Here is a 24980-nt window from a genome sequence, read left to right on the forward strand (position 1 = left end):
TTGGCTGGGGTTGCGCCCGGGCAGGGTCGTCAGCCCCAATGCATAAATTGCAGGAGTTAAGTATGAGTGTTCCGGTGACGGTGTACAGCACCACCATTTGTCCCTATTGCGTGCGGGCCAAGCAATTGTTGAGTCAGAAGGGCGTGGCCTATGAGGATATCAATCTCGACCGCAACCCCGAACTGCGCGACGAGGTAATGCGCCGCAGTGGGCGGCGTACGGTGCCGCAGATTTGGGTGGGCGACACCCACGTAGGTGGCTTCGATGAACTCTGGGCGCTGGATCGCGCCGGTAAGTTAGACCCGCTGCTGGCGGGCTGAATGCAGGGGCTTGAAATCGGGCCCAGCGACCACATGTTATGGGAACCCATAACAACAACTCTAAATAATTAGCGATATCGAAAGGCATTTGTCATGACAGAAGAAAACACCACCGGCGCCGCAGCGGCCACCGAAGAAGCAGCAACCCCGGGCCAACAATTTGCACTGCAGCGCGTCTACCTGAAAGACATGTCTTTCGAAGCGCCCATGGGCGTTAAGGCGTTCATGCAAGAGTGGAAGCCACAAGTCGACCAAGAGCTGAACACCAAAGCCAATAAGGTGGATGACACCAGCTTTGAAGTGACGCTGACCTTGACCGTCACCGTGAAATTGGGCGAAGAGACCGCGTTTTTGGTTGAAGTGCAGCAGGGTGGCTTGTTCCACATTAGCGGCCTGCCCGAGCAGGCTCTGCCGCAGGTGCTCAACACCGCCTGCCCACAGATTTTGTTCCCCTATGCGCGCGAAGCCATCGACAATGTGGTTGTGAAGGGCAGCTTCCCTGCTCTGATGCTCCCGCCCGTCAATTTTGACGCATTGTTTGCGCACGCCGTTCAACAGGCCAAAGCGCAGCAGGAAGCTCAGGGTGCAGCCGAGCCAGCCACCGAGCAGTAAAGCGCACGGCAGGCAATTAAAAAACGGCGCACTGGCGCCGTTTTTTATTTTTGCGCGCAAGCCACTGAGACCCTTGGCAAAGTCCGCAGGCAAAGGGCACACTGCCGCAATGGATGAACCTCACAGGATTAATTAGTCGGCGCATGGATACATCGCTTCGCCAAATTCTTGCTCGCACTTGGGTTGGCACTCTCGCCGCACTGCTAATGAACTGTGCCACGGCCGAGGTGGTTATCGAGGGCGTTGAAGGCGAGTTGGCCGACAACATTAAAGCCCATGTGTCACTCGCTGAAGAGCCCTGTGACGCCCCGCGCTGGCGCTTGGTTCAGCGTCGCAAAGCCGTCCAACAGCAAGTCAATAAAGCCCTCAACGCCTTTGGGTATTATCAGCCCACGCTCAAGCAAGCCTATTCCGAGTCAGACACCTGTTGGCAGTTGCATTTGGCGGTGGACGCCGGTGAGCGCGTAAGGCTGCGCCAGATTCGAGTGGCCATAGGCGACCAGCAGGACGCGCTGGATGCACAGTTGCGAGACTTAGTGGATGCGCCGCCCCTGCGCAAGGGCGCTGCGCTGGTGCACGGCGACTACGATCGCTACAAGGCATTGCTGCTTGAAACCGCACGGACCCAAGGCTACTGGCGCGCCGCGTTTACCGAGGCCGAACTGGCGATCTATCCGCAAGAGCAGGCCGCTGATGTCATGTTGACACTGCAATTGGGGCCGCGCTTTTATTTCGGCGACTATCAATTTACCGACGTGGGGCTGGAACCCCAGTTTTTGCGCCGCCTAGCGGGCGATGTGAAAGGCGAGCCCTATACCAGCGAGGCCGTACAAGGCATTTACAGCCGCCTGCAAAGCAGCGATTACTTTCGGCGCGTACTCTTAAATCCCCATGTGGATGTGCAGACCGACAGTCAGACCGTGCCGGTTGAAGTGGATTTGGGCATGCACAGCCAGACCAGCTTTACCGCGGGTGTTGGCTATTCCAGCGATCAAGGCCCGCGCGTGCGAGCCGATTATCGCAACCGCTATGCCAATAGTCGGGGCCACAAATGGCGCATAGATAGCCTGTGGTCGCGCACCTTTAAAGAACTGGGTGCCACCTACACCATTCCAAGGCACGACCCCGCCCGCGAATGGTATGAAATTAATGCAGGGCTGTTGCAGGAAGACACGGTCAGTTATGAGAGCAAAACCGAAACCACGCAATTGCGCATCGTCGAGGCTCTGCCCCAGGATTGGGTGCTCAATACCGGCGTCAACCTGCGCAACGAAACCTACATCATCGGCAGCGAGCCGGAAGACAGTAAGTTGCTAGTGGTGCCGGGTATCGGTTTGAGCTGGGTCAACGCGCCCAAGGATGTGCGGCAAACCATGGGCATTCGGCTGCAGGCAGATCTCACCGGCAGTAGCCAGTACTGGCTATCGGATGCGGACTTTATGCAGCTGCGGGTCAAGTCAAAGCTCATTGTGCCGCTCGGCGCCAAGGGGCGCCTATTGGCGCGCGGTGAGCTGGCCACCACGCTCAAGGATGACTTCGCGGATCTGCCGCCCTCGGTGCGCTTTTATACCGGTGGCGACAACAGCGTGCGCGGCTATCAGTACAATGCTCTGGGCCCACAGAACGATGAGGGCGAAGTCATTGGCGGCAGCAATTTAGTGGTGGCCAGCGTCGAGTACGATTATTTGTTCCTGCCCGAGTGGTCGGCATCGGTGTTTATGGATGCTGGTAACGCCTTTGATGCGACCCTCGACCTCAAGCGCGGCGTTGGCCTTGGCCTGCGCTGGTATTCGCCGGTGGGGCCATTGCGGCTCGACATCGCGCACCCGCTCGATGCCGACGACCCCAGTGACCGCTACCGGTTCCATTTGTCGGTGGGGGCAGACCTGTAAATGGTGTTGCTCAAACGCATTGGGTTTTATGTAAGTGGCGCCGTATCGGTGCTATTGGCGTTGGCGTTTCTGTGCTTGGGCTGGCTGCTGTTTACCGAGTCGGGCGCGCGTTGGAGCCTACAGCGGCTGCTGCCGCTGGCGCCGGTTTCCATTCAATATTACGACCTGACGGGAACCCTGTGGCGCGGCCTTAGGTTGCGCCAATTGACCGTCAGCGCGAGCGATGATGCGCTGGGTTTTGAGCGCATCACCGCCGCTGAAGTGGCCTATCGCTGGCAGCCGTTGGCTCTCATGTCTGGGCGGCTGGTATTTGAACAGCTGGCCTTGCGCGATGTGGAGGTGCTGCTGAGCGAGGCCCCCGCCGGCGCCGATTCGCCCCCGGCCCTGCCCGCCTTTTCGATGCCTATGCACGTTGATTTACGGCGCCTGCACACGCAAGCCGTGCGCCTTGTGCGCGCCGGCGAAACACAGGAGCTGCCAGATCTACAGTTGCGGTTGGTGGCTCAAGGCGAGGATGTTTTAATCTCGCGCCTGCGCTTTCAATGGGAGTCGGTGGACTATGCCTTGTCGGCCCGCGCGCAATTTGCCGAGATATTAACGCTGCGCGCTGAAGTCACGTCACACGGGATCAACGCCGATGCACAGTGCCGCTCGGCCGCGCCGTGGGACTGCTCAGCGAACTTGCGCTGGGTTGAGTTCAGCCATCCATTGACCGGTGAATTTCTCTCGCCCAGTGGCGAGCTGGCCTTGACACTGCGCGGCGACACCCTCGACGTGGTGGGTGAGGCAGACCTCGCGTGGCCACTGGCGGCCGCCCCGATCGACACGCGCCTGCGGCTGGCAGCAGCGGTGGATTTTGCCAGCAGCGCAATGACGGTGAGTCGATTAGAAGGCGGTTTTGCAGGGGGCCAAGTGCAGGCCAGTGGGCAGTTGCGTTGGGCCCAAGACTTTGACCTTGAGGCGCGCGTGGCGACTCAAGGCCTGTCGTTGGCCCAGTGGTTGCCGCCCGCGCTGTCGGAGTCTAAAGCTCAGTTGACCTCTCAGTTGACCTTGCACAGTGGCGCGCAAGGTGTGAATTTGCTCTGGGCCATTGATCAGATGCAATTAAATTTTGGTGCGCGCCCCATCGCGGGGCGGGCGACGTTTAATTTGCAGCCCACCGGTATGAGCCTGTCCGATGTGTCCCTCACCAGCGCTGGCGGCAGCCTCACAGGTGATTTTTATTACGGCGACGACGAGGCGCTGACGATGGCGGCGGTACTCGATGCCACCGATCTGGCCAGCATCGTGCCGGAGCTGTCGGGCCGATTAAAGGTTGCCGTGGATGCCGACGGCACGTTGAGCGCACCGTCAGTGCGCCTCAAGGCCGAGGGCGCCGGGTTGGCCGTGGCCCAGTGGCAGGCGGCCAGTCTACACATGGAAGCACAGGTGCAGGCGCAGGCCCCAGATACTGCGGACTGGGTGGCGCGCGCAAAAGGTATCCAGCTCGATCAACTAGATCTCAAGGCGCAGGGCTTGGCCTATGCCGGTGACCCGTTGGGTGAGATCAATCTCCGCGCCTCCGGCAATGCCCGCGCGCACAAACTTGCTGTCACAGGCCACTGGCAGCCCGACGCTGTGACGTTGGAGCAGTTGGCGCTGTCAGGCGCGATGGATCTGCCCGCTGACGCCGCCGATGGGGCGGCGCTCCTGGCGGCTTTGCAATGGCGTCCGAAGCTCGAATCGCTGGTGATTCACGACCCCTGGTTGGCCGAGCCATGGCGGTTGGCCGCGCCCGCTCGGGGGCAGGTTGGTGAGAGCTCGCTTACTTGGCAGGCATTGTGTCTCAAGCGCGCGAAGGCCAAGGTCTGCTGGGATGCGCTGGAATTGCAGAATTGGCAGACGTTGACCGCGCGCGGGCGCGTGGCGGGTGTCTACCTAGACCGCGCGCGCAGTTTTGCGCCAGAGCTGCACGATAGCCTGCCGCCCGGATGGGAATTGCGCGGGGAGGCAACGGCCGATTGGCAGTTGGCCCTAAGTGTCCCCCCCGGCGCACCCTTGAGCCTGAATATGGATGCCTCGCTCGCACTTAAGGGGGCGGGCTTGCGTTTGCTTGAGGGCGATGAAACGGCTCTCGACCTACCGGTCGAGGCCTTTCGGCTGCGTATTGCCGGCACTGAAAAATTGTTGGAAGCCAAGGGTAATGCCACCTTGGCTGAGAATCAGCAGCTGCAGTTGAGTGCGCAGGCGAGCGACTGGTTGACGGCGGAACGCGCCGGTAGCGGACGTTTAGTGGGAAATTTACAGCAGCTCACTTACCTCCAGCCGTTTGTGCCCAGCGTGCAGGAGCTCGCGGGCCGGGCCGAAGTGGATTTGTCCTTCAGTCTCGCTGCGGGCGCCAACGAGCCCTTGTATGACGGGCGCATGGTGTTGGCCGATGTGGGCATGTTGGTGCCCGCTGCGGGCACGCGCTTGCAGGACTGGCGGTTGCTGGTGGAGGCAGCCAAAGGCGATTTGCTGGTTTCGGGAGGCGGCCTTTTGGGCGGTGGCGCAGCCACGATTAACGGCGACATCAAGGCCGACCATGGGGGCGCAGGGCCCGTCTTCAATGCGCGACTGCACATCACGGGTGATGATCTGGGCCTCATAGAATTACCCGATGTGCGCTTGCGAGCGAGCCCCGATTTGACCCTTGTTGGCAATGGTCGCCGCTGGCACTTGGCGGGTGATGTGTTGGTTGAAAATTCGTCCGTGGTGTTGCAAGAGCTGCCGGAAGCCGCCGCTGAAGTGTCTGAGGATGCGCGGGTCTATGGCGATGAGGCGGAGACCACGCCGCGCCGCAGTTTGTTGTTGTTTACGAGCGACGTGGGCTTGCAGTTGGGCGAGGCTGTGCGCTTTGAGGGCTTTGGTCTCACGACGTCCGTAGACGGTAGCCTGCGCTTTACCCGCGATGAAAACCGCACCAATCAAATGCAAGGCGTGCTGGGCTTGCCGGAGGGGCGCTTTCGAAGTTACGGGCAAAAGTTAGATATTAAAAATGGCCGGATCATTTTTTCCGGTCCCGTAGACAATCCCGTGCTCGACGTTCGCGCTGCCCGCAAAGTTGAGGATGTGGAAGCGGGAATCTGGCTCACGGGCACCGCCAAATTTCCAAAAACTGAACTCTACTCCACGCCCTCCATGAGTGAGGCCGACATTCTTGCCTATATCGTCAGCGGCAAGCCTATCTCGCAGTCGGGGCAGGGCGATGTGGTGGACATGCAGGCGGCGGCGCTGAGTCTTGGACTGAAGCAAGCACTGCCGTTGTTGCAGCGCATCGGCGGTCAGTTTGGGCTGTCGGATATTTCCATCGAGGAGGCCAGCAATGGCGACAGTTCTATCGCCGCGGGCAAGCGGCTGAGCGATCGACTGTACGTAAAATATGTCTACGGGCTGTTAGGGTCTGCGGGAAATTTCATCTTGCAGTACAAACTATCGGATCAGCTGACCTTGGAAACGTCGTCCGGCACCACGCAAGCCATCGACATCACCTACAACTGGGCGTCAACACCGCCCACGCCGGCCGAGTCTAGCGCAGAGTTGAAAGCAACCGACGACTAGTCTGTCACATAAAATTCACCGCCGCGTCATATCTCATTCATGGTCAGTATCGACACTGAAACCATGATGAAGCAGACAATCTCACGACTCAATCAGGCCGACATCCACGCATTTTTGCTGGTGGCGGGGTTCGCCAATCGCAATCTGGTGCAGCAATTCGCACGTCATCTTTCGCGCTTGGCCGATGGTCCCGCCTATTGCGTTGTTGGACTCTTGTTGGCGCTTCTAGAGCCGCGCCATGGCTCGGCATTTTTGCTCGCAGGTTTGTGCAGCTACGCACTCGAACTCCCGCTCTACGTTTTTCTAAAGCGATTATTTAAACGCGCCCGGCCCTTTCGTCAGCTCAATTGCGGGCACCGCATAGTCCCGGCCGATGAGTTTAGTTTTCCCTCAGGCCACACTGCTGCAGCGGCGGTATTCGCAGGTTTGCTGGGCATTTTTTACGTGGAGAGCGTGCTGCTGCTCTCTGCTTTTGTGGCCGCTGTGGGTGCTGCGCGCGTGGTGCTGGGGGTTCACTTTCCCGGAGACATTTTGGCGGGTGCACTGCTGGGGTTGGCCTGTGTGTTTGTGGTTGCAGTGAGTATGCCCAGCATGGGTGATTTTGCGGTTTTTACCTTTTAGAACTCGGAGGTTTAACAATGCGTATTCTTTACGGTGTACAAGCCACCGGCAATGGCCACATTACCCGTGCGCGGGCACTGGTGCCATGGCTGCGGCGACTGGGTTGTGAGGTGGATGTGTTGTTTAGCGGCAGGCCGCGCGGCGAATTATTTGGCATGGAGGTATTCGGTCACTACCGGGTACGTCAGGGTTTCACATTTGCGCTTGCCGATGGCCGGGTGCGCCCTTTGCACACGCTGCTAAAGGCCGACTTCTCTCGTTTCTGGCGCGATGTGCGCGACCTCAATGTGCAGGACTACGATTTGATCCTGACAGATTTCGAGCCCGTCACCGCGTGGGCGGCGAAGTTGCGCGAACGGGAATGCATTGGCGTAGGCCACCAGTATGCGTTTCGCCACTCGGTACCAAAACAGTCGGGCAACTTCTTTGCGCGCGCGTTGTTGCGTGGGTTCGCGCCCGCGAGCACGGCCTTGGGTTTGCATTGGGATCATTTTAATTGCCCAATATTGCCGCCCATCATCGAAATGGATCAACATTTTTGCGCGCCACAACCGGGCACTTATTTGGTGTATTTACCCTTCGACTCCACGGCGCGAGTCATGGGCTTGCTGCGCCAGTTTAGTCAGGCGAAATTTGTGTTTTACAGCGATGTTAGATCGCCGTTTCGCGAAGCAAATATTCACGTCAAACCCTATTCGCGCACGCATTTTAAGGAAGACTTGGCGCGCGCTGAAGGCGTGATTTGCGGGGCCGGCTTTGAACTGCCCTCAGAGGCGTTGCAATTGGGTAAAAAAATATTGGTGCAGCCCCTGCGTGGTCAGTTTGAACAGGGTTCCAATGCTCGGGCATTGAAGCTGCTGGCGCGTGCGTCGGTGATGCATGATCTCAATCCCGCTGCGTTAACAGAATTTTTGCAAACACCAGCGCCAGCGCCAATAAAATACCCGGATGTGGCACAGGCGATCGCCCGATGGATAGTCGCAGGGCGAACTGAGTCCGTTTGCACGCTGGCCGAGCGATTGTGGCAACAGGTAGATGGTGCTGCACCTGAGGTCGCCGTGAATTTTTCGCGCCATCTGCGCGCGAGCTAGCGACGTCGAGACCGATTTAGGCGCGCAGTGATTGTGCGTTAGTTAGTGTGCGTTAGTAAGTGCTGGTTTTTTTAATAGGTGCAGTTTGGGGAAAAAATCTACGCCCCTATGCCACTGGTTGCAATCGATTGATTTATGGTTATCCAATGTTTCCTAGTCCAATGTTTCTTAGTCCAACGTTTTTAGCCCGATATTTTTTAGTGGTTAAACATCACCAACGGAATCGACGCACACCCTTGCTGATGTTTGTAGGCTCTGGGGTTGGTGATGAATATGAGCCGAGGTGCGCATTTTGGACTACGGATTACCCTTAGGGGGTGAGAGTTTGCTACCATGCTCCATCGCTTTCTTTGCGATTCAATCATTGCCACTCATTTTTTAAGGAATTCACAAGATGAAAATAGGATTAATGGCGGCATTGGCCGCATTGCTGGCTTGGTCGGGCGCTACACTTGCCGGTGACGCTGTTCAAGTAAAAAAGGTCATCGCCTTCGCCGAAACTGCCCAAGTGCGCAAGGCCGTTGTAGATGAATGCGAACTGCAAAACAAAGTGCCCGCGTTCTTAGCAAAATTTGCGCGCAAGTCAGTGAGCTTGGTTGACGGCGACCTGTCGGCCACGGGCCGTCGCTTGGAGATGGAAATTGTCAGCGCCAATGCCTCCGGTGGCGGTGCTTGGTCGGGTGCCAAGTCGATGACTGTCGAAGGTAAGCTGTATGAAGGCGACACCTTGATCGGCGATTTTGTAGCTACTCGCTACTCAACGGGCGGTGTGTTTGCGGGTTTTAAAGGAACCTGTTCTATCGTTGGCCGCTGCGCTAAGTCCATCGCTAAAGACATTTCTGAATGGCTCCAGAATCCCACTAAGGGCGCCTACTTAGGTGATGCGAACTAAGTGTTTTTGCTCGTCTATACCACGAGCCGCTTAGCGGCTCGTGGTGTCTCGTGATACACCGCTTCTGCTCGAATTGATTACGCGTCACCTAACCCCTCGTCACCATCATCGTTCATCCCCAGTTCTTTTAATTTGCGCGTTAGGGTGTTGCGGCCCCAGCCCAAGAGGTTGGCGGCATCGCGCTTGCGACCGGCGGTGTGTTTGAGTGCGGTTTCGATGAGTGCGCGCTCAAAGGCGGGCACGGCCTGACTTAAAATATCTTGTTGGCCGCGGGCTAGGGCTTGATCTGCCCAGGTGCGTAGCGCTTTATCCCAGTCCCCGTTAGGCGTGTCTTTTTCCTGCGCTTCGAGTAACTCAGGTGGCAGATCGGTGACCTGGACTTCGCGCCCTGAGGCCATGACGGTGATCCAGCGGCAGGTGTTTTCCAGCTGGCGCACATTGCCGGGCCAATGCAGCTTGCACAACAGGTTCTCTGCATCTTTTTGTAGGATCTTTGATTCTACGCCCAATTCACGCGCGGCCTTTTGCAAGAAAAATTGCGCTAACTTGGGAATGTCTTCGCGCCGTTCGGCGAGCTTAGGAATATGAATGCGAATGACGTTTAAGCGGTGAAATAAATCTTCGCGAAAGCGGTGTTCGGCCACCAAGTTTTCGAGATTTTGGTGGGTGGCGGCAATGATGCGCACATTCACTTTGACCGGCGTGTGGCCGCCCACGCGATAAAATTCTCCGTCGGCTAACACGCGCAGTAAGCGTGTTTGTGTATCGGCGGGCATGTCACCGATTTCATCTAAAAACAGTGTGCCACCATTGGCTTGCTCAAAGCGACCTTGGCGTTGCCCTCCCGCACCGGTGAAGGCGCCTTTTTCGTGCCCGAATAGCTCAGACTCAATGAGGTCTTTGGGAATGGCGGCCATATTCAATGCAATAAACGGCGACTGCTTGCGGGGGCTGTGGCGATGCAGTGCGCGCGCCACAAGTTCTTTGCCCGTGCCGGACTCGCCGTTAATGAGCACCGTGATATTGGATTGCGACAGCCGGCCAATGGCGCGAAACACTTCCTGCATGGCGGGCGCTTCGCCGATGATCTCAGTGCTTTCGTCACTGTTTTCGGGCGCGGGTGCCTGTGCCTTTTGCTCTTGCGCATGCGCCAGCGCGCGCTTGGTTACGGCAACCGCTTCATCGACATCGAAAGGCTTGGGCAAATATTCAAAGGCGCCCCCTTGGTAGGCCTGCACTGCGCTGTCTAGGTCGGAGTGCGCGGTCATGATGATCACCGGCACGGCGGGGTGGCTGTCGTGAATTTGTTGCAGTAGCGCGAGACCGTCAATGCCGGGCATGCGAATGTCGCTCACGATGGCATCGGGTTGGTCGCGATCTAGATTGGCCAGCACGCCGTCACCCGACTCAAAGCTGCGGGTTTCTAGGCCCGCCTGCTGTAGGGATTTTTCCAGCACCCAGCGAATCGAACGGTCATCGTCGATGATCCAAACGCGGTTAGTCTTTTGCATTGGGCTGTTCCATAGGGATGTATAGGGTAAATTGAGTTTGACCTGGCCAGCTCTCGCACTCGATTAAGCCGTGGTGCTGGTTGATGAGTTGCTGGGAGATGGCCAAGCCTAGGCCCGTGCCCTCTGCACGGCCGGAAATCATGGGATAGAAAATATCTTCGATGAGCTCTTTGGGAATGCCGGGGCCGTTGTCGATAATGTCGATGCGGCACACCAAGCCGTAGTGAAAGCGGCCGATGGTGAACTGGCGTTGAACGCGGGTGCGCAGCGCGATGTGGCCTTCCTCAACGTTATTTTCCTGTAGCGCTTGCATGGCATTGCGCACCACGTTCAGGGTGGCCTGCACCAATTGCTCGGCGTCGCCGCCCAGATCGGGGATGCTCGGGTCGTAGTCGCGGGTAATGGTGACCTGTCCACCGCTCTCAGCATCGACCAGCACGCACACCCGTTCGAGCACCTGATGGATGTTGATGGGCGCAAAGTTGGGCGGCTGGCGTGGGCCCAGCATGCGGTCCACTAAGTTGCGCAGCCGGTCGGCCTCCTCGATGATCACCTGGGTGTATTCCTTGAGGTTGCCGTCGTCCAATTCGCGCGCCAGCAATTGCGCTGCACCGCGAATACCGCCGAGTGGATTTTTAATTTCGTGGGCCATGCCGCGCACCAAATTGCGACTGGTGTCTTGCGCCGATAGCAAGGCCTCTTCGCGGGAAATGCGCAGCAGGCGATCGAGGGGCTGAATTTCGATGAGCAGGCCATGGGGCTGGCTAATGGGCGTTACCGAGTAATCCACGGTGAGGTGAGTGCCATTGCCCAAGGTCCACTCGGCCCGGCGCCGGGTGAATTGATGTTGCTCGTTGATGGCTTCCTGCAGGTCCTGCAGGGCCGCCTCGGACTCGTGTACGAAGTTGACCATCTGCTCGCCCACGACCCGCTCACCGCTCACCGCCAACAGCATTTCCGCGGCAGGGTTGATGTGCTGGATGCGCAGGTTGGCGTCGGCCACCACCACCGCGGTGTTTAGGCTGTCGAGCAGGGTTTTAAAAGATAATTCGGACTTCGTCACTGCAATACCCCTAAGGCGTGTAAGCACTGCACTGCAAAAACCAAACCAACTTGAAATTGGGCGTTTACGGGGCAATAGCCAATGGAATGGTCACCAAAGTGAGGCGTATAGACTAGCCCATAACGGCATCGCGCACCATTATGGTGCGCGATGTGAGGATTGGGGTGTTGTTGGGGCCTAGGCTGGGCGAGCTTTGCTGGGCCGGGCTAATTGGGCTGCTTAACTTTGGCCCGCTGCACGAATACTGTCACTGGCGGGGATTCAGCCAGCACTGCTTGGTTTTGGTCAAACACGATCACGCTGATTTGGTGTTCGCCGCGATGAATCTCATTGACGGTAATGGAGGTTTCCGTACCGCTCCTGCCCAGCGGTTCGCCATTGGACAGGACTTGGTAGCGCAAGCCAGGCTTCAGCGCCCGGCTGGCCTCGAAGCTCACGGTCAGGCTGCGGTCGCCGGGGGTTAAATGGGTATTGGGCGCGGGGCTGGTGATGAACAGTTCATAGGCGGATTGCGCTGCCTTGATGGCTGGGCGCTTGGGCAGTGCGCCGGCATCGCCCTCCGAATGGCCGCTAATGCTGGGCGCTACATTGGTTTCGCGCAACTCGACGGATTCGGCTTTATCGCTCGGGGTATCGGTGAAGATCACCCGACCATTTTCGTCGGTAGTTTTATAAATTTGGGCGTGGGCTGCACTGCACAGCAGTAGGCTCAATACCAAGCTGATTAAGAATTTCATGCGCGCTCCTCGCGTGGTTGGTCGGCCGAGTATAAACCACGGCGGCATGGGATTAGACAAAGAAAACGCCCGCAAGTTTCCCAGCGGGCGTTTCAGTGGCATCAGTCGCCCCGCGAGGGGCGGTGTGCAGTTACACCGAGTAGTAGAGTTCGAATTCTACGGGGTGTGGGGTCATGTTGATCTTCTGAATGTCACCCTTCTTCAGCTCGATATAAGAGTCGATGAAGTCGTCGGAGAATACGCCGCCGCGGGTCAGGAACTCGCGGTCTGCATCCAGTGCGTCCAGCGCCTGCTCAAGGCTTGAACACACGGTTGGGATTTCCGCTTCCTCTTCCGGTGGCAGGTCGTACAGATCCTTAGACGCTGCTTCACCTGGGTGAATCTTGTTCTGGATACCGTCAATACCGGCCATCAGCAGAGCGGCAAAGCACAAGTAGGGGTTGGCAGTCGGGTCTGGGAAGCGGGTTTCAATACGCTTGGCCTTGGCACTCTGTACGAAAGGAATACGGATAGAAGCCGAGCGGTTGCGGGCCGAGTAGGCCAGCATGACCGGTGCTTCGAAGCCGGGAACCAAGCGCTTGTAAGAGTTGGTAGAGGCGTTACAGAAGGCGTTCAGTGCGCGCGCGTGTTTAATGATCCCGCCCACGTAGAAGAGTGCGGTTTCAGACAGGCCCGCATAGCTGTCGCCGGCGAACTGGTTGACGCCGTCTTTTGAGAAGGACTGGTGCACGTGCATGCCGGAACCGTTGTCGCCGATCAGGGGCTTGGGCATGAAGGTGGCGGTTTTGCCGTAGGCGTGCGCCACGTTGTGTACGCAGTACTTCAGGATCTGCACTTCGTCAGCCTTCTTCACCAGGGTGTTGGCGCCAACGCCAATTTCACACTGGCCAGCAGTGGCCACTTCGTGGTGGTGAATTTCAATTTCCAGGCCCATGGCTTCCATGGCGTTACACATGGCGCCGCGAATGTCGTGCAGGCTGTCCAGTGGTGGCACGGGGAAGTAGCCGCCTTTCACGCGTGGACGGTGGCCAGTGTTGGCGCCATCGAAATCGTCGCCCGAAGACCAGGCCGCTTCTTCAGAGTTGATCTTGTAAAAAGAACCGCCCATGCCAGAGTTAAATTGCACGCTGTCGAAGATGAAGAACTCGGGCTCTGGGCCGAACAGGGCCTTGTCGCCCAGACCGGTAGAGGTCAGGAAGTCTTCGGCGCGCTTGGCGATCGAGCGCGGATCGCGGTCGTAGCCTTGCATAGTTGAGGGTTCAACAATGTTGCAGCGCACGATAACGGTGGGCTCTTCAGTGAAGGGGTCCATGACCGAGGCGTCGTCATCGGGCATCAGGATCATGTCGGATTCGTTAATGCCTTTCCAGCCGGAGATGGAGGAGCCATCAAACATGCGACCCTCTTCAAAGAAAGACTCGCTGATAGTGCTGGCTGGGTAAGATACGTGCTGCTCTTTACCTTTGGTGTCGGTAAAACGCAGATCAACCCATTTGGCTTCGTGTTCTTTGATCAGGTCTAAAGTTTTTGACATGGATGCCTCCGAGTAGTCAGACCGGTTAACAATGTGTATTCATTGAGTAAGTTCATTGTGTCCTTCCTGCGTGCGCGGCCATGGGAGCCCATCGAACACGGGACGCCAATGAAGGTTAGTCGAGTAAGGGCAAAATATATGCCAAATCGAAATATCCCAAAAAAGCCGTCAATACACGCTGTGCGCCAGTGGTGTGCGTCGCTGGCGCAATAATGGTGCACCACCATGGTGCTGGTGAGCTTTGCGTGCACCATTATAGGTCAATTCGGGCGTGAGACGCTCACAGAATGAGCATGTATAATGCGCGCCCTTTTACAATCGACGAAAGTCTAGCCACCACCATGCTGGGTGGCGCGGAGCCGAAGTGCTCGAGGAGAAATCAAACATGCATTTTGTCATCAAGTTATTCCCAGAAATCACCATCAAAAGCCCGCCAGTGCGCAAGCGCTTCATCAAACAGCTGCGCGATAATCTGCGCGTGCAATTGGCGCAGGTAGACAAATCCATCGCCGTCGTGCGGGATTGGGAAAAAATTGAAGTGACCTGTGACTCGGGCGATCAGCTGCTGTGGGCCCGAGTGGCCGACGTATTGGCACGCACACCGGGGATCGCCAACTTTGTGCGGGTACAGGCCTACCCCTTGGGTGACATGGATGACATCTTTCAAAAAACCTTGCCCATTTGGGGGCCTAAACTGGCAGGTAAAACCTTTTGCGTGCGGGTAAAGCGCACGGGTAATCACGAATTTTCCTCCATCGACGTGGAAAGGTACGTGGGCGGTGGCTTGAACCAGCACACCGAGGCCAAGGGCGTGAGCTTGAAGCAGCCCGATGTGACCGTGAAGCTCGAGATTCGCGCCGACACCCTCTATGTGGTCGAAGAGCAAACGCCGGGCTTGGGTGGCTTTCCGCTCGGCTCGCAAGAGGGTGTGTTGTCATTGATATCCGGTGGTTTCGACTCCACCGTGGCCAGCTACTTGATGATCAAGCGCGGTATCCGCACCCACTATTGCTTCTTTAACTTGGGTGGCAAGGCGCACGAGCTGGGCGTTAAAGAGGTGGCCTTTTATCTGTGGAATAAGTTTGGCTCGTCGCACCAGGTCAAGTTCGTCACCGTGCCCTTTGAGGGCGTGGTGAGTGAGATTCTGCAGAACGTCGACAACAGCTACATGGGGGTGGTGCTCAAGCGCATGATGTTGCGCGCGGCGAGCCGAGTAGCGGCAGAGTTGGATTTGCAGGCGCTGGTGACGGGCGAGGCGGTGGCGCAGGTGTCGAGCCAAACGCTGCCCAACTTGGCGGCCATCGATGCGGTGACCGACACGCTCGTGTTGCGGCCGCTGGTAGTGATGGACAAGGGCGATATTATCAATATCTCGCGCGCCATCGGCACCGAAGATTTCGCGGCCTCCATGCCGGAATACTGTGGGGTTATCTCCGTGAAACCCACCACCCGCGCAAAAATGGATCGCGTATTGCACGCCGAAAGCAAGTTCAATTTCGATACCTTGGATGCCGCCATTGCCGAGCGGCGCACGCAATTTATTGCGGACGTGGTGGCCGATTTAGAGCAGACAGTGGTGAGTGTCGATCAGGTTTCCGATCCACAGCAGGCGGTGGTGGTGGATATTCGCCACCCCAATGAAGAGGAGCTGCGGCCCCTGCGCCTGGCTAACGTAGAAGTGCAAAAAATCCCCTTCTACAGCTTGAATAACCGCTTTGCCGAGCTCGATGCGAGCCGCCAATATTTGCTGTATTGCGATAAGGGCGTCATGAGCCAGTTGCACGCCGAGCACCTGAAGGACGCGGGTCACGACAATGTTGGCGTTTATCGGCCCGACCCCGCAGCTGCGGGCTGTGAATTGAAAGGCTAGCGTTGGCCCTGCACCAGCCCAAGTTTGCGTTTATTGCGCTTTGGGGGTGGTGCTGCAGGCGGTTGCTAGCTCGCCAGAGCCGGCAGCGCCAGCCAATTCCATCGCCGATAGGGGCAAATGAATCCGACTTTTGCCGTAATTTGTCTGTTTATTGAGCACTGACACCGGTATAATGCGCGCCCTTTATTCTGTCGCTTAAGTGGCAGAGGCTTTATTTTATCGTACCTTTAAGTACCCCTTTTTTTTAAGAGATTCCTGTTGTGATCGAGAAATTACGCAATATTGCCATCATCGCCCACGTTGACCATGGCAAAACAACCCTTGTGGACAAGCTGCTGAGCCAGTCCGGCACCCTCGATCGCAAGAATGTGGGCACCGAGCGCATCATGGACTCCAATGATCAGGAGCGTGAGCGCGGTATTACCATTCTGGCCAAGAACACCGCCATCGAGTGGAACGGCTACCACATCAACATCGTGGATACCCCCGGTCACGCCGACTTCGGCGGTGAAGTAGAGCGCGTACTGTCGATGGTCGACTGCGTGTGCTTGCTGGTTGACGCCGTCGATGGCCCCATGCCGCAAACGCGCTTCGTGACCTCGAAGGCGTTCGAAAAGGGTTTGAACCCCATCGTTGTCATCAACAAGGTTGACCGCCCTGGCGCGCGTCCGGACTGGGTAATGGATCAGGTGTTCGACCTGTTCGACCGCTTGGGTGCCACCGATGAGCAGCTGGATTTCCCCGTCATCTATGCCTCTGCCCTGAACGGCATCGCCGGCATGGAATTGGACGACATGGCAGAAGACATGACGCCCCTGTTCCAATTGATTGTAGATAAGGTGAATCCGCCAGAAGTGGACCGCGACGGCCCCTTCCAAATGCAAATTTCTGCACTCGATTACAACTCCTACGTGGGTGTTATCGGTGTTGGCCGCATCAAGCGCGGCAGCGTAAAGCCCAACCAGCAAGTGGTGGTTGTGGATCACGAAGGTAAATCTCGCAAAGGTAAAGTGCTGCAGGTAATGGGTTACTTGGGCCTTGAGCGCGTTGAAGAAACCGAAGCGTTCGCCGGCGATATCGTGTGCGTCACCGGTATCGAAGGCTTGAACATTTCCGACACCTTGTGCGACCCGCAAAACGTTGAAGCGCTGCCCGCGTTGATGGTTGATGAGCCCACCGTGAGCATGACGTTCCAGGTGAACGATTCACCCTTCGCCGGTAAAGAAGGCAAGTTCGTTACCTCGCGCAATATCAAAGACCGCTTGGACCAAGAGCTGATTCACAACGTGGCACTGCGCGTTCAGCAGGGCGATACCCCAGACAAGTTTATTGTGTCGGGTCGCGGTGAACTGCACTTGTCGGTACTGATCGAAAACATGCGTCGCGAAGGCTTTGAGCTAGGCGTGTCGCGCCCAGAAGTTATTCGCAAAGAAGTTGACGGCGTAATTCACGAGCCCTTCGAGCAAGTGGTGATCGACGTCGAAGAGCAGCACCAGGGTTCCATCATGGAAGAGCTGGGCTTGCGCAAAGCTGAAATGACAAACATGGAGCCCGACGGCAAGGGCCGGGTAAAGCTGGAATTTATCGTGCCTTCGCGCGGTTTGATCGGCTTCCGTGGTTTGTTCCTGACGCTGACCTCGGGCTCCGGCATCATGACCAGCATCTTTGATCACTACGGCCCGGTAAAAGACGGCGAAGTGGCCAAGCGTATTAACGGTGTGTTGATCTCCATGGTTAAGGGCAAGACCTTGGCCTATGGCCTGCACCCCTTACAGGATCGCGGTCGTTTGTTCTTGGGCTCAGCGGTAGAAGTGTATGAAGGCCAGATTATCGGTTTGCACAGCCGCGGTAATGACTTGGTGGTTAACCCCACTAAGGCCAAGCAGCTCACCAACGTGCGCGCCTCCGGTACTGACGATGCGTTGACATTGTCGCCGCCCATCAAGCACACCTTGGAGCAGGCGCTGGAATTTATTGAAGACGACGAGCTGGTGGAAGTTACGCCACAAAGCATTCGTCTGCGCAAAAAATTGCTCACCGAAAACGAGCGTAAGCGCGCCAAGAAGTAATTCTAGGCTGTTTTAAAAAACCGGCTGCGGCCGGTTTTTTTATGTCCGCCTCACCCATAGCCTACACTGAGCGACTGCTCCCTAAGCTGGCCCCAAAAATGAAACAAACTCAAAAAGCCTCCGCCCCAAACTTTTCTGACCCGCGCTTAATCGAGGTGTGGCAAGAGTGGCAAAAAGCGCCCCCAGGCCAAGCCCTCGATAAATGGTTGAAGTATCAGCTGCCGAAATTGCATTTGCGTTTTGAGGATGCCAAAACCGAGCGCGCAAGCCTCGCGCTGGCGATGATTGAAGCCCTGCGCTTTCAGCAATTAGTGGCGGCGTGCGAGTGTGCTTTTGAGCAGGAGGATGACGCCCCCATCGACTGGCACGCATGGGATGCCCAGTGGCAGCCACAGCAGTTAGCGCCCATGGACCCCACGGTTTTTTGGGGTTGGCTGAGCCTGCGCGTTGAGGGTAAGTTGCCCAACGGGCGCGCCTACCATCAGTTTGAATGGCAGGGGCGTCGGCACTGTTTTGGCTCGCTGTCTGGCGCCGTGGTGGCCGGCAGTCCACTACAGCTGCTGTGGCATGGCTTGCGCCCAAGTTGGCGCAGCTTGCTCGACCAGCGCGCCGCCGCCAGTGGTTGGTCCGACCGCGACCGCGCCCATTTCATCACGCGCCAAACCCAAACCCCGCCGCTCTGGCTGCGCCTGTTGCCGAATCAAGATCTGCAGGCGGTGTGCGCACAGCTGCAGGCCGATGACGTCAACGCCAAAATTGTGGGCGAGCACCTGTGCGCCTTGGGCGGTCGCGGCGTGCAGGCCACTTTGCCCTATAAACGTGGCCAGTTGGAAATTCAAGATCTCGCCAGTCAGCAAATTGCTGCCGCAGTAGGCGTTCAACCCGGCCAAAAAGTGTGGGATGCCTGCGCCGGCGCGGGTGGAAAATCACTGGCCATTGCTGCGCGCATGCACAACAAGGGATCTCTCTACGCCACGGATTTACACGAGCACAAATTAACGGAGCTCAAGCGCCGCGCTAAACGCGCTGAAATTTCTAATATTCGCAGTTTCACCTGGGATGCCAAGGCGCCCTTGAAGTTGCCGCAAGAGGTGGCGCGCCAACAGGGTTTTGATTGGGTGCTGGTAGATGCGCCCTGCACGTCGGCCGGTACTTGGCGGCGCAATCCCGATGCGCGCTGGCGCTTCTCTGCTACCGATTCCCGTGAGCTGGTTGCCATTCAGCAACAAATTTTGACGCAGGCGGCACCTGCGGTGCGCGCGGGTGGTCATTTGGTGTACGCCACCTGCTCGTGGGATGTGGCAGAAAACGAGGCGCAAGTGGCGTGGTTTTTAGCGCAGCACAATGGCTTCAGCTTGGTGTCACAGCGTTTGTTAGGTTGTCCGTCTGAAGATGCGGATACGATGTTTGTCGCGGTAATGGTGCGCGCAGAATAGGTGTTGAAATTACAGTGCTAGCCTTGTGGTTATGTGGGCATCGGTGTCAGGTTTGGCAAATTGATACCGAGTAAACTATCAAAATGAACTCACCGCAATCGAGTGAAACGCGCCCCAGATGAGCTGGGGCGCGGGTCTTTTGAATGCTTAATCGAGGTAGATGGCTAGAATCTGCTTGTTCCAGCTCGCTTCTAGCGAGTGCTGACCTTTCCACTTTTCACGTTCTTGCATCAAAAACGCAGTGGATTCCTCCGACTGAATGTCGCCAATTGCCTTCAAAGCAACGGCGCGATCTTGCCATTGGCGACCCGATGCGTAGAGCGACTTAAGTTCTTCCAATACTGCATTTTTACCAATCATGCCCATGCCGGAAATTGCCGCTAAGCGAATGTACTCAGCGCTGTGCTGGCTAAATTCTCTCAGTGCGGGCAGCGCGGCAGGGTTGTTGGAGTAACCCAGTTCATACACATCTTGATAGGCACTATCTTCATCGGTGTTTAAGTTGGTCTTGATGCTTTGCACCAGTGCGGCTACCTGTGCGTCCGGCAATTTATTGTTAAACAACGCCAAATTGATTTTTGCGGCCACCTCTTTAACCAACAATTCCTGTGGTTGGTTGATGGTGGCTTCCACCAACGGCTCTTCGGTGAGTGTCCAGATTGGCACTTTTGCACGCTTGATCATCGCCCCAATGCGATAGCGCTTGTCGTTGGCTGTTAAATCCAATTTTGCGAGCGCGATCATTACAAGCGGTGAAAACCCATTGTTGCGATGCACGATGGTGTCGTATTGCAAGAGCGCCAATTGGCCCGCGCCTTGATCGGCCAGCTCAACGGGCAGTGCGCGCGCGGTAAGTTCGTTGCTGAGCGCTGCTTTAAAAAATTCGGGTGTATCAATGGGTTGTTTGTTTTGCTGATAAATGTAATTCAGTATCGCGCCCTTGGCGTGTACCTTTTGCTCAGGCAACTGATGGCTATAGCCAAGCGCTGTGGCAGTGTCGGTGTCCTCGGACACAAACGCCGCCTTGGATGGCTCAGGGCTATCAATTTCCGTTTGAAAGGGTGCAATAGTACAAGCCTGGGACAGGCCTATAAGCCCCGCAAGGGCAGTAAATTTCAGCGTATTTCCATTGAAGATATGGCTAAACATCTCGATTCCTTGTTGTGATTATTTGTGAGGAAGGCAGATGGTATCAAGTGCAAAGCGGTTGTGCACAAATTATTTTCAGAGTGATATGGGGCTACCAATAAATAGATTATATTTTTCTATAGTGTGGTACCGCGTTGTATCGCTAGTGGTGTGTTTCGGCGCGGGGGTCACCATCTGTCGTCGTCGGGTGACTAAAATCTAGCCAGTAATGCGGAACATCTAAGGGTGTTTTTTCAGGCAGCGCGGGATTTTCCAAACGGAATACCCGGCGGGTGTGGGGTTGGGCGCGCTCGATGGCTTTGCCCGTGGTGGGGTGGCTATTGAACAATTTGTCGAAGCAGCCATCGTCGATCATGGCGTTCAAGCCTGATTCGATGCGCGCCGCCATTGCCGTGTTGCCATTGCGCACAAAAAAGTACATGGGTGCGGGGTAGGACAGCATCAGTGTCGTTTCCACGGCGAGTTGTTTGTGCGGGTGCAGCGCAAGTTCTACCCATGCCTCATTCAGCCCGCGGGGAAAGTAATCGAAGCGGCCATTTTTGAGCATGGTAAATAGCTGTTCGAATTTAGTTGTGCCCATCACCGGAAATCCATTCGCCTGCAGCACGCCGGTGTCGGGCCAGTGTGAGCCCTGGCCCGCCATGAGTTGGCGCAGTTGGTCGGGGTGGTGAATGTTTGAAAACGTGGCTTGGCGATCGGCGCGAATCAGAAAGACGCGATGTCCGAGCAATCCTTTAAGCAGTGGAATCCTGATAGGGAGCATGTTTTGTTCGCGCTCCACAGAGGTCATGGTCCACACCACATCGAGCGAGTTACCCGTGTTCAATTCGCGCAGCATACGCCCCTGTGATAAGTAGCGATCGATTTGTTGTACGCGAATTTCTTCACTGTCTGACTTGCTGTGATTGAGCGCATCTTGTAGCAACGTGTGGAAGTAATTGGATTGCGCTGAGTTGCTGTGCAGTTGTTGCGGGATGGTCACCACAAGCGCGCGAGCGTCATCGGTAGATTCGCCCTGCGCTGCGGTGAACGGCAGAAGTGAAATCAAAATAAGCCGCCAGAATAGGGTGCGTAATTGGGTCATGATGTCCTTGCGCATTGTGGGAGCGATTTCTGTCGGGTAAGTTTAGCAGCAGTCAGCAGTCAGCAGTCTGGCGGGGTGATGTGACCACTACTCTATAACCGTGACAGCGCTATTTCGATTTACCGCGGGGTGTCATTGTGCCCTCTGGTTATAAGCACGTTTGCTATCCTTAATATTCTCCGGCCAGTCAATGGCCAATGTCAGAGGGACTGATTTGAGTCTTCGCATTTTCACCTATTGCTTTTCGGTGCTTGGTATTTCCGCTGCCTTGGCCAGTCCTGTTGCAGTCGGGGCGCCCGAGCGCGCGTTTGTTGTTGGCTTTGAGAATCTGCAATATGCGCCGTTGTTTGGCCATCGCAACGGTGTTATGACAGGCTTTATGGGCGCTTTGTTGGCCGATTTTGAACGCGAGGCCCGCGTGCAATTTGAATATGAGCCATTGCCCATCAACCGGTTGTATCGGTTGCTTTTTGACGAGGCCCGCATCGGCTTTAAATTTCCCGACAATCCAACGTGGGTGGTCAACAGTGCTACAGACCCTGTGATTAGCTACAGTCGTCCGGTGATCGCATATGCCAATGTCCTGTTAAGTCGACGGGGCGAGGACGTCGATCTAGCTAAGGTCAATATGCTGGGTTCGATTCGGGGTATCACTCCTGCGGAGTTGCTTTCAAGTAATCTACTGCTCGTTGAGCAAGTACTCTATTTCAATGGCCCAGACGATATGCTCCGGGCCCTTGTTCAGGGGCGCATCGACGCCGCCTATGTCGAACAGACGGTGGCACGGCAGGTGTCGTTACAATTGCGCATTGAAGAGAAGATCCAATTTAACTGCAGTGCGCCAATTGTTTCTGGCCATTACCATCTGTCGACCATTAAACACCCGGAAATCCTTCAGAAATTTGATGCGTTTTTGGTGAGCAACGGCGCGCGCGTGGATGAGTTAAAAAAACAGCACGGTTTGCACGCGAGCAATTCGCTGCCCTGTAGCGCCGCATTAATGGATTAATTTAACGTGCGCCAATCGTGAGGAAACGTTTTACTCGGCAGCTATCGCCCAACAAACACCGTTCCTTTTACCTGTGCAAACACATTCATCCCCACCGTTAATTGCAAGTGCGCAACGGAGTGGCTAGATAACTGCGCCACCAGTGATTGCTCGCCCATCCGCAAGTGCACCTGTTGCACCCCTTGGATTGATGGATCGATAGCGGTTACGGTAACTGGCAAGATATTGAGAATGCTGGTGTCTTGGGCGCGCGACAGGGTCAGGCTGACGTCGCGCGCGTCGACGGCGATATAGGGCGCGCTGGGCGTGTGATCGGTGGCAATGCGCAATTGCAGCCCACTGCCGATATCGAAATTTTGTAGCCCACAACTGCTCGATGCCGGCGCGGGTTGTGCGCGTAAAATGCTGACCACGTGCCCGCGCTGTTGGGTGATGAGTGGGTGGTTGAGTCGCTCGGTGATGGGGCCACTCACCGATCCGCTGTGATCGACGAGCACCAGGTAATCGGCAAGCGCCAGCAGCTCCTCTAACTCGTGGGTGACGATCACAATGGGTTTTGCTTTGGCGGCAATTTTGAGCGCGGGCATCAGTTGGTGCCGGCGTTTGCGGTCGAGCCCCGTGAAGGGCTCGTCGAGCAGCAGCGCTTGGCTAGGCTTTAAAAGCGCCCGCGCCAACGACACCCGCTGCTGCTCGCCGCCTGAGAGTTGACTGGCGCGCTTTTTTAACAGCGGGGCCAAACCTAAATGGCTCACCCAGTGTTGAAAGTTTTGCTGGTCAATAAGGTGCGGCCCCAGGCGGATATTGTGCTCCGCGCTGAGGTGAGGCAGCAGTCGCGGCTCTTGAAATGCCATGGCCAAGTGGCGTTGCGCCGGTGTCATAAAGCGATCTTCGGCTTGCCAGCATTGATCATTAAAATAAATTTCACCGGGCGATGGCGCCAAGCCGGCGAGGGCGAGTAACAAGCTGGTTTTGCCGCTGCCCGAATGGCCAAATACCACAGTGATACCCTGCGTTGGCAGTGCCAAGCTGTGCTGGCAGCGGGGGCCCGTAAGTTGAATGCGCCAACTCATGGGCGACTCCGGCGCAGATACAGCGGTGCAATGGCGAGCACTGCGATGGCAAGCATCACCAGCGACAGGCGGTGCGCCTCGCCGTAATTCAGGCCTTCAACGGCGTCGAAAATGGCAATAGAGGCCACCTGTGTTTCGCCGGGCAGATTGCCGCCAATCATGAGTACCACGCCAAACTCTCCCAGCGTGTGGGCAAAGCCAAGCACCGCGGCGCCGATAAAGCCGCGCGCACATAGCGGCAAGATGATGTGTTTACCGCGCCCCCAAAGAGAGAGCCCTTGCACGCGCGCCATGTCGAGCAATTTGTGGTCGAGTTGGGCGAAGGCGGTCTGCAATGGCTGCACCACAAAGGGCAGCGAATAGATCATGGAGCCGATCACCAATCCACTAAAACTGAAGGCTAGCGGTTGACCGGTCGCGCTAAGCCATTGGGCGCCAAACCAGTGATTGGGTGAAAAGGCCAGCAAGAGATAGAAGCCAATGACGGTGGGCGGCAACACCAGCGGCAGCGCAACACACACCTCGATAATGCGGGCGCCTAGGCTGCGGGAGTGGTGTAGCCACCATGCCAAGGGCGCGGCGAGCAGCATAAGCAGCAGCGTGGTCACGGCCGCTAGCTGCAGCGTTAGCCCCACGGCTTGCCAGGCGCTAGCGCTGAGCATGTTGCGCCTCTTTTGGTGTGAGGGCCGCATAACCCAACCGTTGTAGTTGGGCCTGAGTCGCGCGGCTTTGCAGAAACTGCACCAGTGCGTCGGCGGCTTCAGCGTGGCGAGTGCGATGCAGCACGGCAAGTTGTTGGATGATGGGGGCGGCGAGTAGGTGGGTCACATCCAGCTGCGGGTAATCGGCATCGACAGGTTGCATAGAGGCGGCGGCAAAGGCGCTGTCCACATGGCCGGCAGCAAACCAATGCTGTACTTGGGCCACGGCGTTGGCCGTCAGAATGCGACCGTTAAAGGCTGACTTTTCACGGGTTGCGCGCGCGATTAACGATTGGGCGGCAGCGCCGTAGGGGGCCAGCTTGGGGTTGGCGATGGCCAAGCGCTGCGTGTTGCCGAGCACGGTGAGCCAGTCCGGATCTGCGTGCCGGCTTATCAGTAGCAGGCGGCCGTGCGCGTAGGTGACGGGGGCCGCGGCCAGGCCTTGGGCGTGCAGTTGTTGTGGGTAAGCGCCATTGGCTGCGAGATAGACATCAAACGGCGCGCCTTGGGTAATCTGGGCGAACAGTTGGCCAGAGGCGCCGGTGCTAACCAGCAGTTCGATGTCGGGGTGCTGGGCATTGAAGTCGGGTATTAGCTCGTTCAGCGCGGGGCTGAAATTGCTGGCTACAGCCACCCGCAGCGGGGTGGCATCGGCCAGTAGCAAGCTGTTCCAAAAGAGCGCCCAAACAAAACAGAGACTGCGCAAGCGGGAGTTCTCCAGCCGGTGATAGAGCCGGCAT

At 56.9% G+C, this 24980-nt stretch carries 20 protein-coding genes; 11 read left to right on the forward strand and 9 right to left on the reverse strand.

The window, feature by feature from the left end; translation table 11 throughout:
- Positions 1-62: 62 nt before the first annotated feature.
- From grxC to FHS30_RS01570, 7 genes are all read left to right on the forward strand, one after another.
- Positions 63-320, forward strand: a complete 258-nt coding sequence (grxC, locus tag FHS30_RS01540) for a glutaredoxin 3 (protein WP_183907611.1) — start codon at positions 63-65, stop codon at positions 318-320.
- A gap of 93 nt (positions 321-413) precedes the next feature.
- Positions 414-932 (forward strand): protein-export chaperone SecB, encoded by a 519-nt coding sequence (gene secB, locus FHS30_RS01545; RefSeq protein ID WP_183907613.1) that lies wholly within the window; start codon positions 414-416, stop codon positions 930-932.
- A gap of 143 nt (positions 933-1075) precedes the next feature.
- Positions 1076-2824 (forward strand): autotransporter assembly complex protein TamA, encoded by a 1749-nt coding sequence (locus FHS30_RS01550; RefSeq protein ID WP_183907615.1) that lies wholly within the window; start codon positions 1076-1078, stop codon positions 2822-2824.
- The gene (locus tag FHS30_RS01555; protein WP_183907617.1) at positions 2825-6403 is read left to right on the forward strand and encodes a translocation/assembly module TamB domain-containing protein; all 3579 of its coding nucleotides are present in this window, start codon (positions 2825-2827) and stop codon (positions 6401-6403) included. It begins immediately after the preceding gene.
- 66 nt (positions 6404-6469) lie between these two features.
- The gene (locus FHS30_RS01560; RefSeq protein WP_183907619.1) at positions 6470-7024 is read left to right on the forward strand and encodes a phosphatase PAP2 family protein; all 555 of its coding nucleotides are present in this window, start codon (positions 6470-6472) and stop codon (positions 7022-7024) included.
- A gap of 17 nt (positions 7025-7041) precedes the next feature.
- A complete protein-coding gene (locus FHS30_RS01565; RefSeq protein WP_183907621.1) occupies positions 7042-8115 on the forward strand; it encodes an MJ1255/VC2487 family glycosyltransferase in 1074 nt (357 codons plus the stop codon).
- A gap of 394 nt (positions 8116-8509) precedes the next feature.
- Positions 8510-9007: a hypothetical protein gene (locus FHS30_RS01570; protein ID WP_183907623.1), complete on the forward strand. Its 498-nt coding sequence runs from the start codon at positions 8510-8512 to the stop codon at positions 9005-9007.
- Between the two features lie 77 nt (positions 9008-9084).
- Here the strand turns inward: FHS30_RS01570 and glnG are convergent, their stop codons facing one another.
- The 4 genes from glnG to glnA all read right to left on the reverse strand — a co-directional run bounded on the left by glnG (position 9085) and on the right by glnA (position 13852).
- Positions 9085-10518 carry a nitrogen regulation protein NR(I) gene (gene glnG, locus FHS30_RS01575; protein ID WP_183907625.1) on the reverse strand — a complete coding sequence of 478 codons (1434 nt, stop codon included), beginning with the start codon at positions 10516-10518 and terminating at the stop codon, positions 9085-9087.
- Positions 10505-11581 (reverse strand): nitrogen regulation protein NR(II), encoded by a 1077-nt coding sequence (glnL, locus tag FHS30_RS01580; RefSeq protein ID WP_183907627.1) that lies wholly within the window; start codon positions 11579-11581, stop codon positions 10505-10507. The genes glnG and glnL overlap by 14 nt, the downstream gene beginning before the upstream one ends.
- A 206-nt stretch (positions 11582-11787) precedes the next feature.
- The gene (locus FHS30_RS01585) at positions 11788-12318 is read right to left on the reverse strand and encodes a DUF4124 domain-containing protein (protein WP_183907629.1); all 531 of its coding nucleotides are present in this window, start codon (positions 12316-12318) and stop codon (positions 11788-11790) included.
- A gap of 130 nt (positions 12319-12448) precedes the next feature.
- The gene (gene glnA, locus FHS30_RS01590) at positions 12449-13852 is read right to left on the reverse strand and encodes a glutamate--ammonia ligase (protein WP_183907631.1); all 1404 of its coding nucleotides are present in this window, start codon (positions 13850-13852) and stop codon (positions 12449-12451) included.
- Positions 13853-14237: 385 nt separating this feature from the next.
- Between glnA and thiI the strand changes: the two genes are divergently transcribed.
- The 3 genes from thiI (at position 14238) to FHS30_RS01605 (ending at position 19227) form a co-directional block, all read left to right on the forward strand.
- Positions 14238-15722, forward strand: a complete 1485-nt coding sequence (gene thiI / locus FHS30_RS01595; protein WP_183907633.1) for a tRNA uracil 4-sulfurtransferase ThiI — start codon at positions 14238-14240, stop codon at positions 15720-15722.
- 260 nt (positions 15723-15982) lie between these two features.
- Positions 15983-17791 (forward strand): translational GTPase TypA, encoded by a 1809-nt coding sequence (typA, locus tag FHS30_RS01600; protein WP_183907635.1) that lies wholly within the window; start codon positions 15983-15985, stop codon positions 17789-17791.
- Between the two features lie 98 nt (positions 17792-17889).
- Complete coding sequence (locus tag FHS30_RS01605; RefSeq protein ID WP_183907637.1) at positions 17890-19227, forward strand: RsmB/NOP family class I SAM-dependent RNA methyltransferase; 1338 nt, start codon at positions 17890-17892, stop codon at positions 19225-19227.
- Between the two features lie 147 nt (positions 19228-19374).
- Here the strand turns inward: FHS30_RS01605 and FHS30_RS01610 are convergent, their stop codons facing one another.
- Together FHS30_RS01610 and FHS30_RS01615 are read right to left on the reverse strand one after the other, a co-directional pair.
- On the reverse strand, positions 19375-20376 hold the full coding sequence (locus tag FHS30_RS01610) for a HEAT repeat domain-containing protein (protein ID WP_183907639.1): 1002 nt from the start codon (positions 20374-20376) through the stop codon (positions 19375-19377).
- A 142-nt stretch (positions 20377-20518) separates the two neighbouring features.
- Positions 20519-21460: a substrate-binding periplasmic protein gene (locus FHS30_RS01615; RefSeq protein ID WP_183907641.1), complete on the reverse strand. Its 942-nt coding sequence runs from the start codon at positions 21458-21460 to the stop codon at positions 20519-20521.
- Between the two features lie 214 nt (positions 21461-21674).
- Here FHS30_RS01615 and FHS30_RS01620 point away from each other — a divergent pair, with 214 nt between their 5' ends.
- Complete coding sequence (locus FHS30_RS01620) at positions 21675-22469, forward strand: substrate-binding periplasmic protein (RefSeq protein WP_183907643.1); 795 nt, start codon at positions 21675-21677, stop codon at positions 22467-22469.
- A 41-nt stretch (positions 22470-22510) separates the two neighbouring features.
- Here the strand turns inward: FHS30_RS01620 and FHS30_RS01625 are convergent, their stop codons facing one another.
- From FHS30_RS01625 to modA, 3 genes are read right to left on the reverse strand one after another with little or no spacing between them, the layout of a single operon-like run.
- Positions 22511-23539: an ATP-binding cassette domain-containing protein gene (locus FHS30_RS01625; protein ID WP_183907645.1), complete on the reverse strand. Its 1029-nt coding sequence runs from the start codon at positions 23537-23539 to the stop codon at positions 22511-22513.
- The gene (gene modB, locus FHS30_RS01630; protein ID WP_183907647.1) at positions 23536-24201 is read right to left on the reverse strand and encodes a molybdate ABC transporter permease subunit; all 666 of its coding nucleotides are present in this window, start codon (positions 24199-24201) and stop codon (positions 23536-23538) included. The genes FHS30_RS01625 and modB overlap by 4 nt, the downstream gene beginning before the upstream one ends.
- Complete coding sequence (gene modA / locus FHS30_RS01635) at positions 24188-24946, reverse strand: molybdate ABC transporter substrate-binding protein (RefSeq protein WP_183907650.1); 759 nt, start codon at positions 24944-24946, stop codon at positions 24188-24190. The genes modB and modA overlap by 14 nt, the downstream gene beginning before the upstream one ends.
- Positions 24947-24980 lie beyond the last annotated feature (34 nt).

Source organism: Simiduia aestuariiviva, assembly GCF_014192475.1.
GTDB classification, from domain to species: domain Bacteria; phylum Pseudomonadota; class Gammaproteobacteria; order Pseudomonadales; family Cellvibrionaceae; genus Simiduia; species Simiduia aestuariiviva.

Coding starts and splice junctions, on each gene's coding strand:
- glnG (WP_183907625.1), bottom strand. CDS start 10,518: ATGCAAAAGACTAACCGCGTTTGGATCATCGACGATGACCGTTCGATT.
- modB (WP_183907647.1), bottom strand. CDS start 24,201: ATGCTCAGCGCTAGCGCCTGGCAAGCCGTGGGGCTAACGCTGCAGCTA.
- FHS30_RS01585 (WP_183907629.1), bottom strand. CDS start 12,318: ATGAAATTCTTAATCAGCTTGGTATTGAGCCTACTGCTGTGCAGTGCA.
- FHS30_RS01615 (WP_183907641.1), bottom strand. CDS start 21,460: ATGACCCAATTACGCACCCTATTCTGGCGGCTTATTTTGATTTCACTT.
- FHS30_RS01565 (WP_183907621.1), top strand. CDS start 7,042: ATGCGTATTCTTTACGGTGTACAAGCCACCGGCAATGGCCACATTACC.
- FHS30_RS01570 (WP_183907623.1), top strand. CDS start 8,510: ATGAAAATAGGATTAATGGCGGCATTGGCCGCATTGCTGGCTTGGTCG.
- FHS30_RS01625 (WP_183907645.1), bottom strand. CDS start 23,539: ATGAGTTGGCGCATTCAACTTACGGGCCCCCGCTGCCAGCACAGCTTG.
- thiI (WP_183907633.1), top strand. CDS start 14,238: ATGCATTTTGTCATCAAGTTATTCCCAGAAATCACCATCAAAAGCCCG.
- FHS30_RS01610 (WP_183907639.1), bottom strand. CDS start 20,376: ATGTTTAGCCATATCTTCAATGGAAATACGCTGAAATTTACTGCCCTT.
- FHS30_RS01605 (WP_183907637.1), top strand. CDS start 17,890: ATGAAACAAACTCAAAAAGCCTCCGCCCCAAACTTTTCTGACCCGCGC.
- secB (WP_183907613.1), top strand. CDS start 414: ATGACAGAAGAAAACACCACCGGCGCCGCAGCGGCCACCGAAGAAGCA.
- grxC (WP_183907611.1), top strand. CDS start 63: ATGAGTGTTCCGGTGACGGTGTACAGCACCACCATTTGTCCCTATTGC.
- FHS30_RS01550 (WP_183907615.1), top strand. CDS start 1,076: ATGGATACATCGCTTCGCCAAATTCTTGCTCGCACTTGGGTTGGCACT.
- glnA (WP_183907631.1), bottom strand. CDS start 13,852: ATGTCAAAAACTTTAGACCTGATCAAAGAACACGAAGCCAAATGGGTT.
- FHS30_RS01555 (WP_183907617.1), top strand. CDS start 2,825: ATGGTGTTGCTCAAACGCATTGGGTTTTATGTAAGTGGCGCCGTATCG.
- FHS30_RS01560 (WP_183907619.1), top strand. CDS start 6,470: ATGAAGCAGACAATCTCACGACTCAATCAGGCCGACATCCACGCATTT.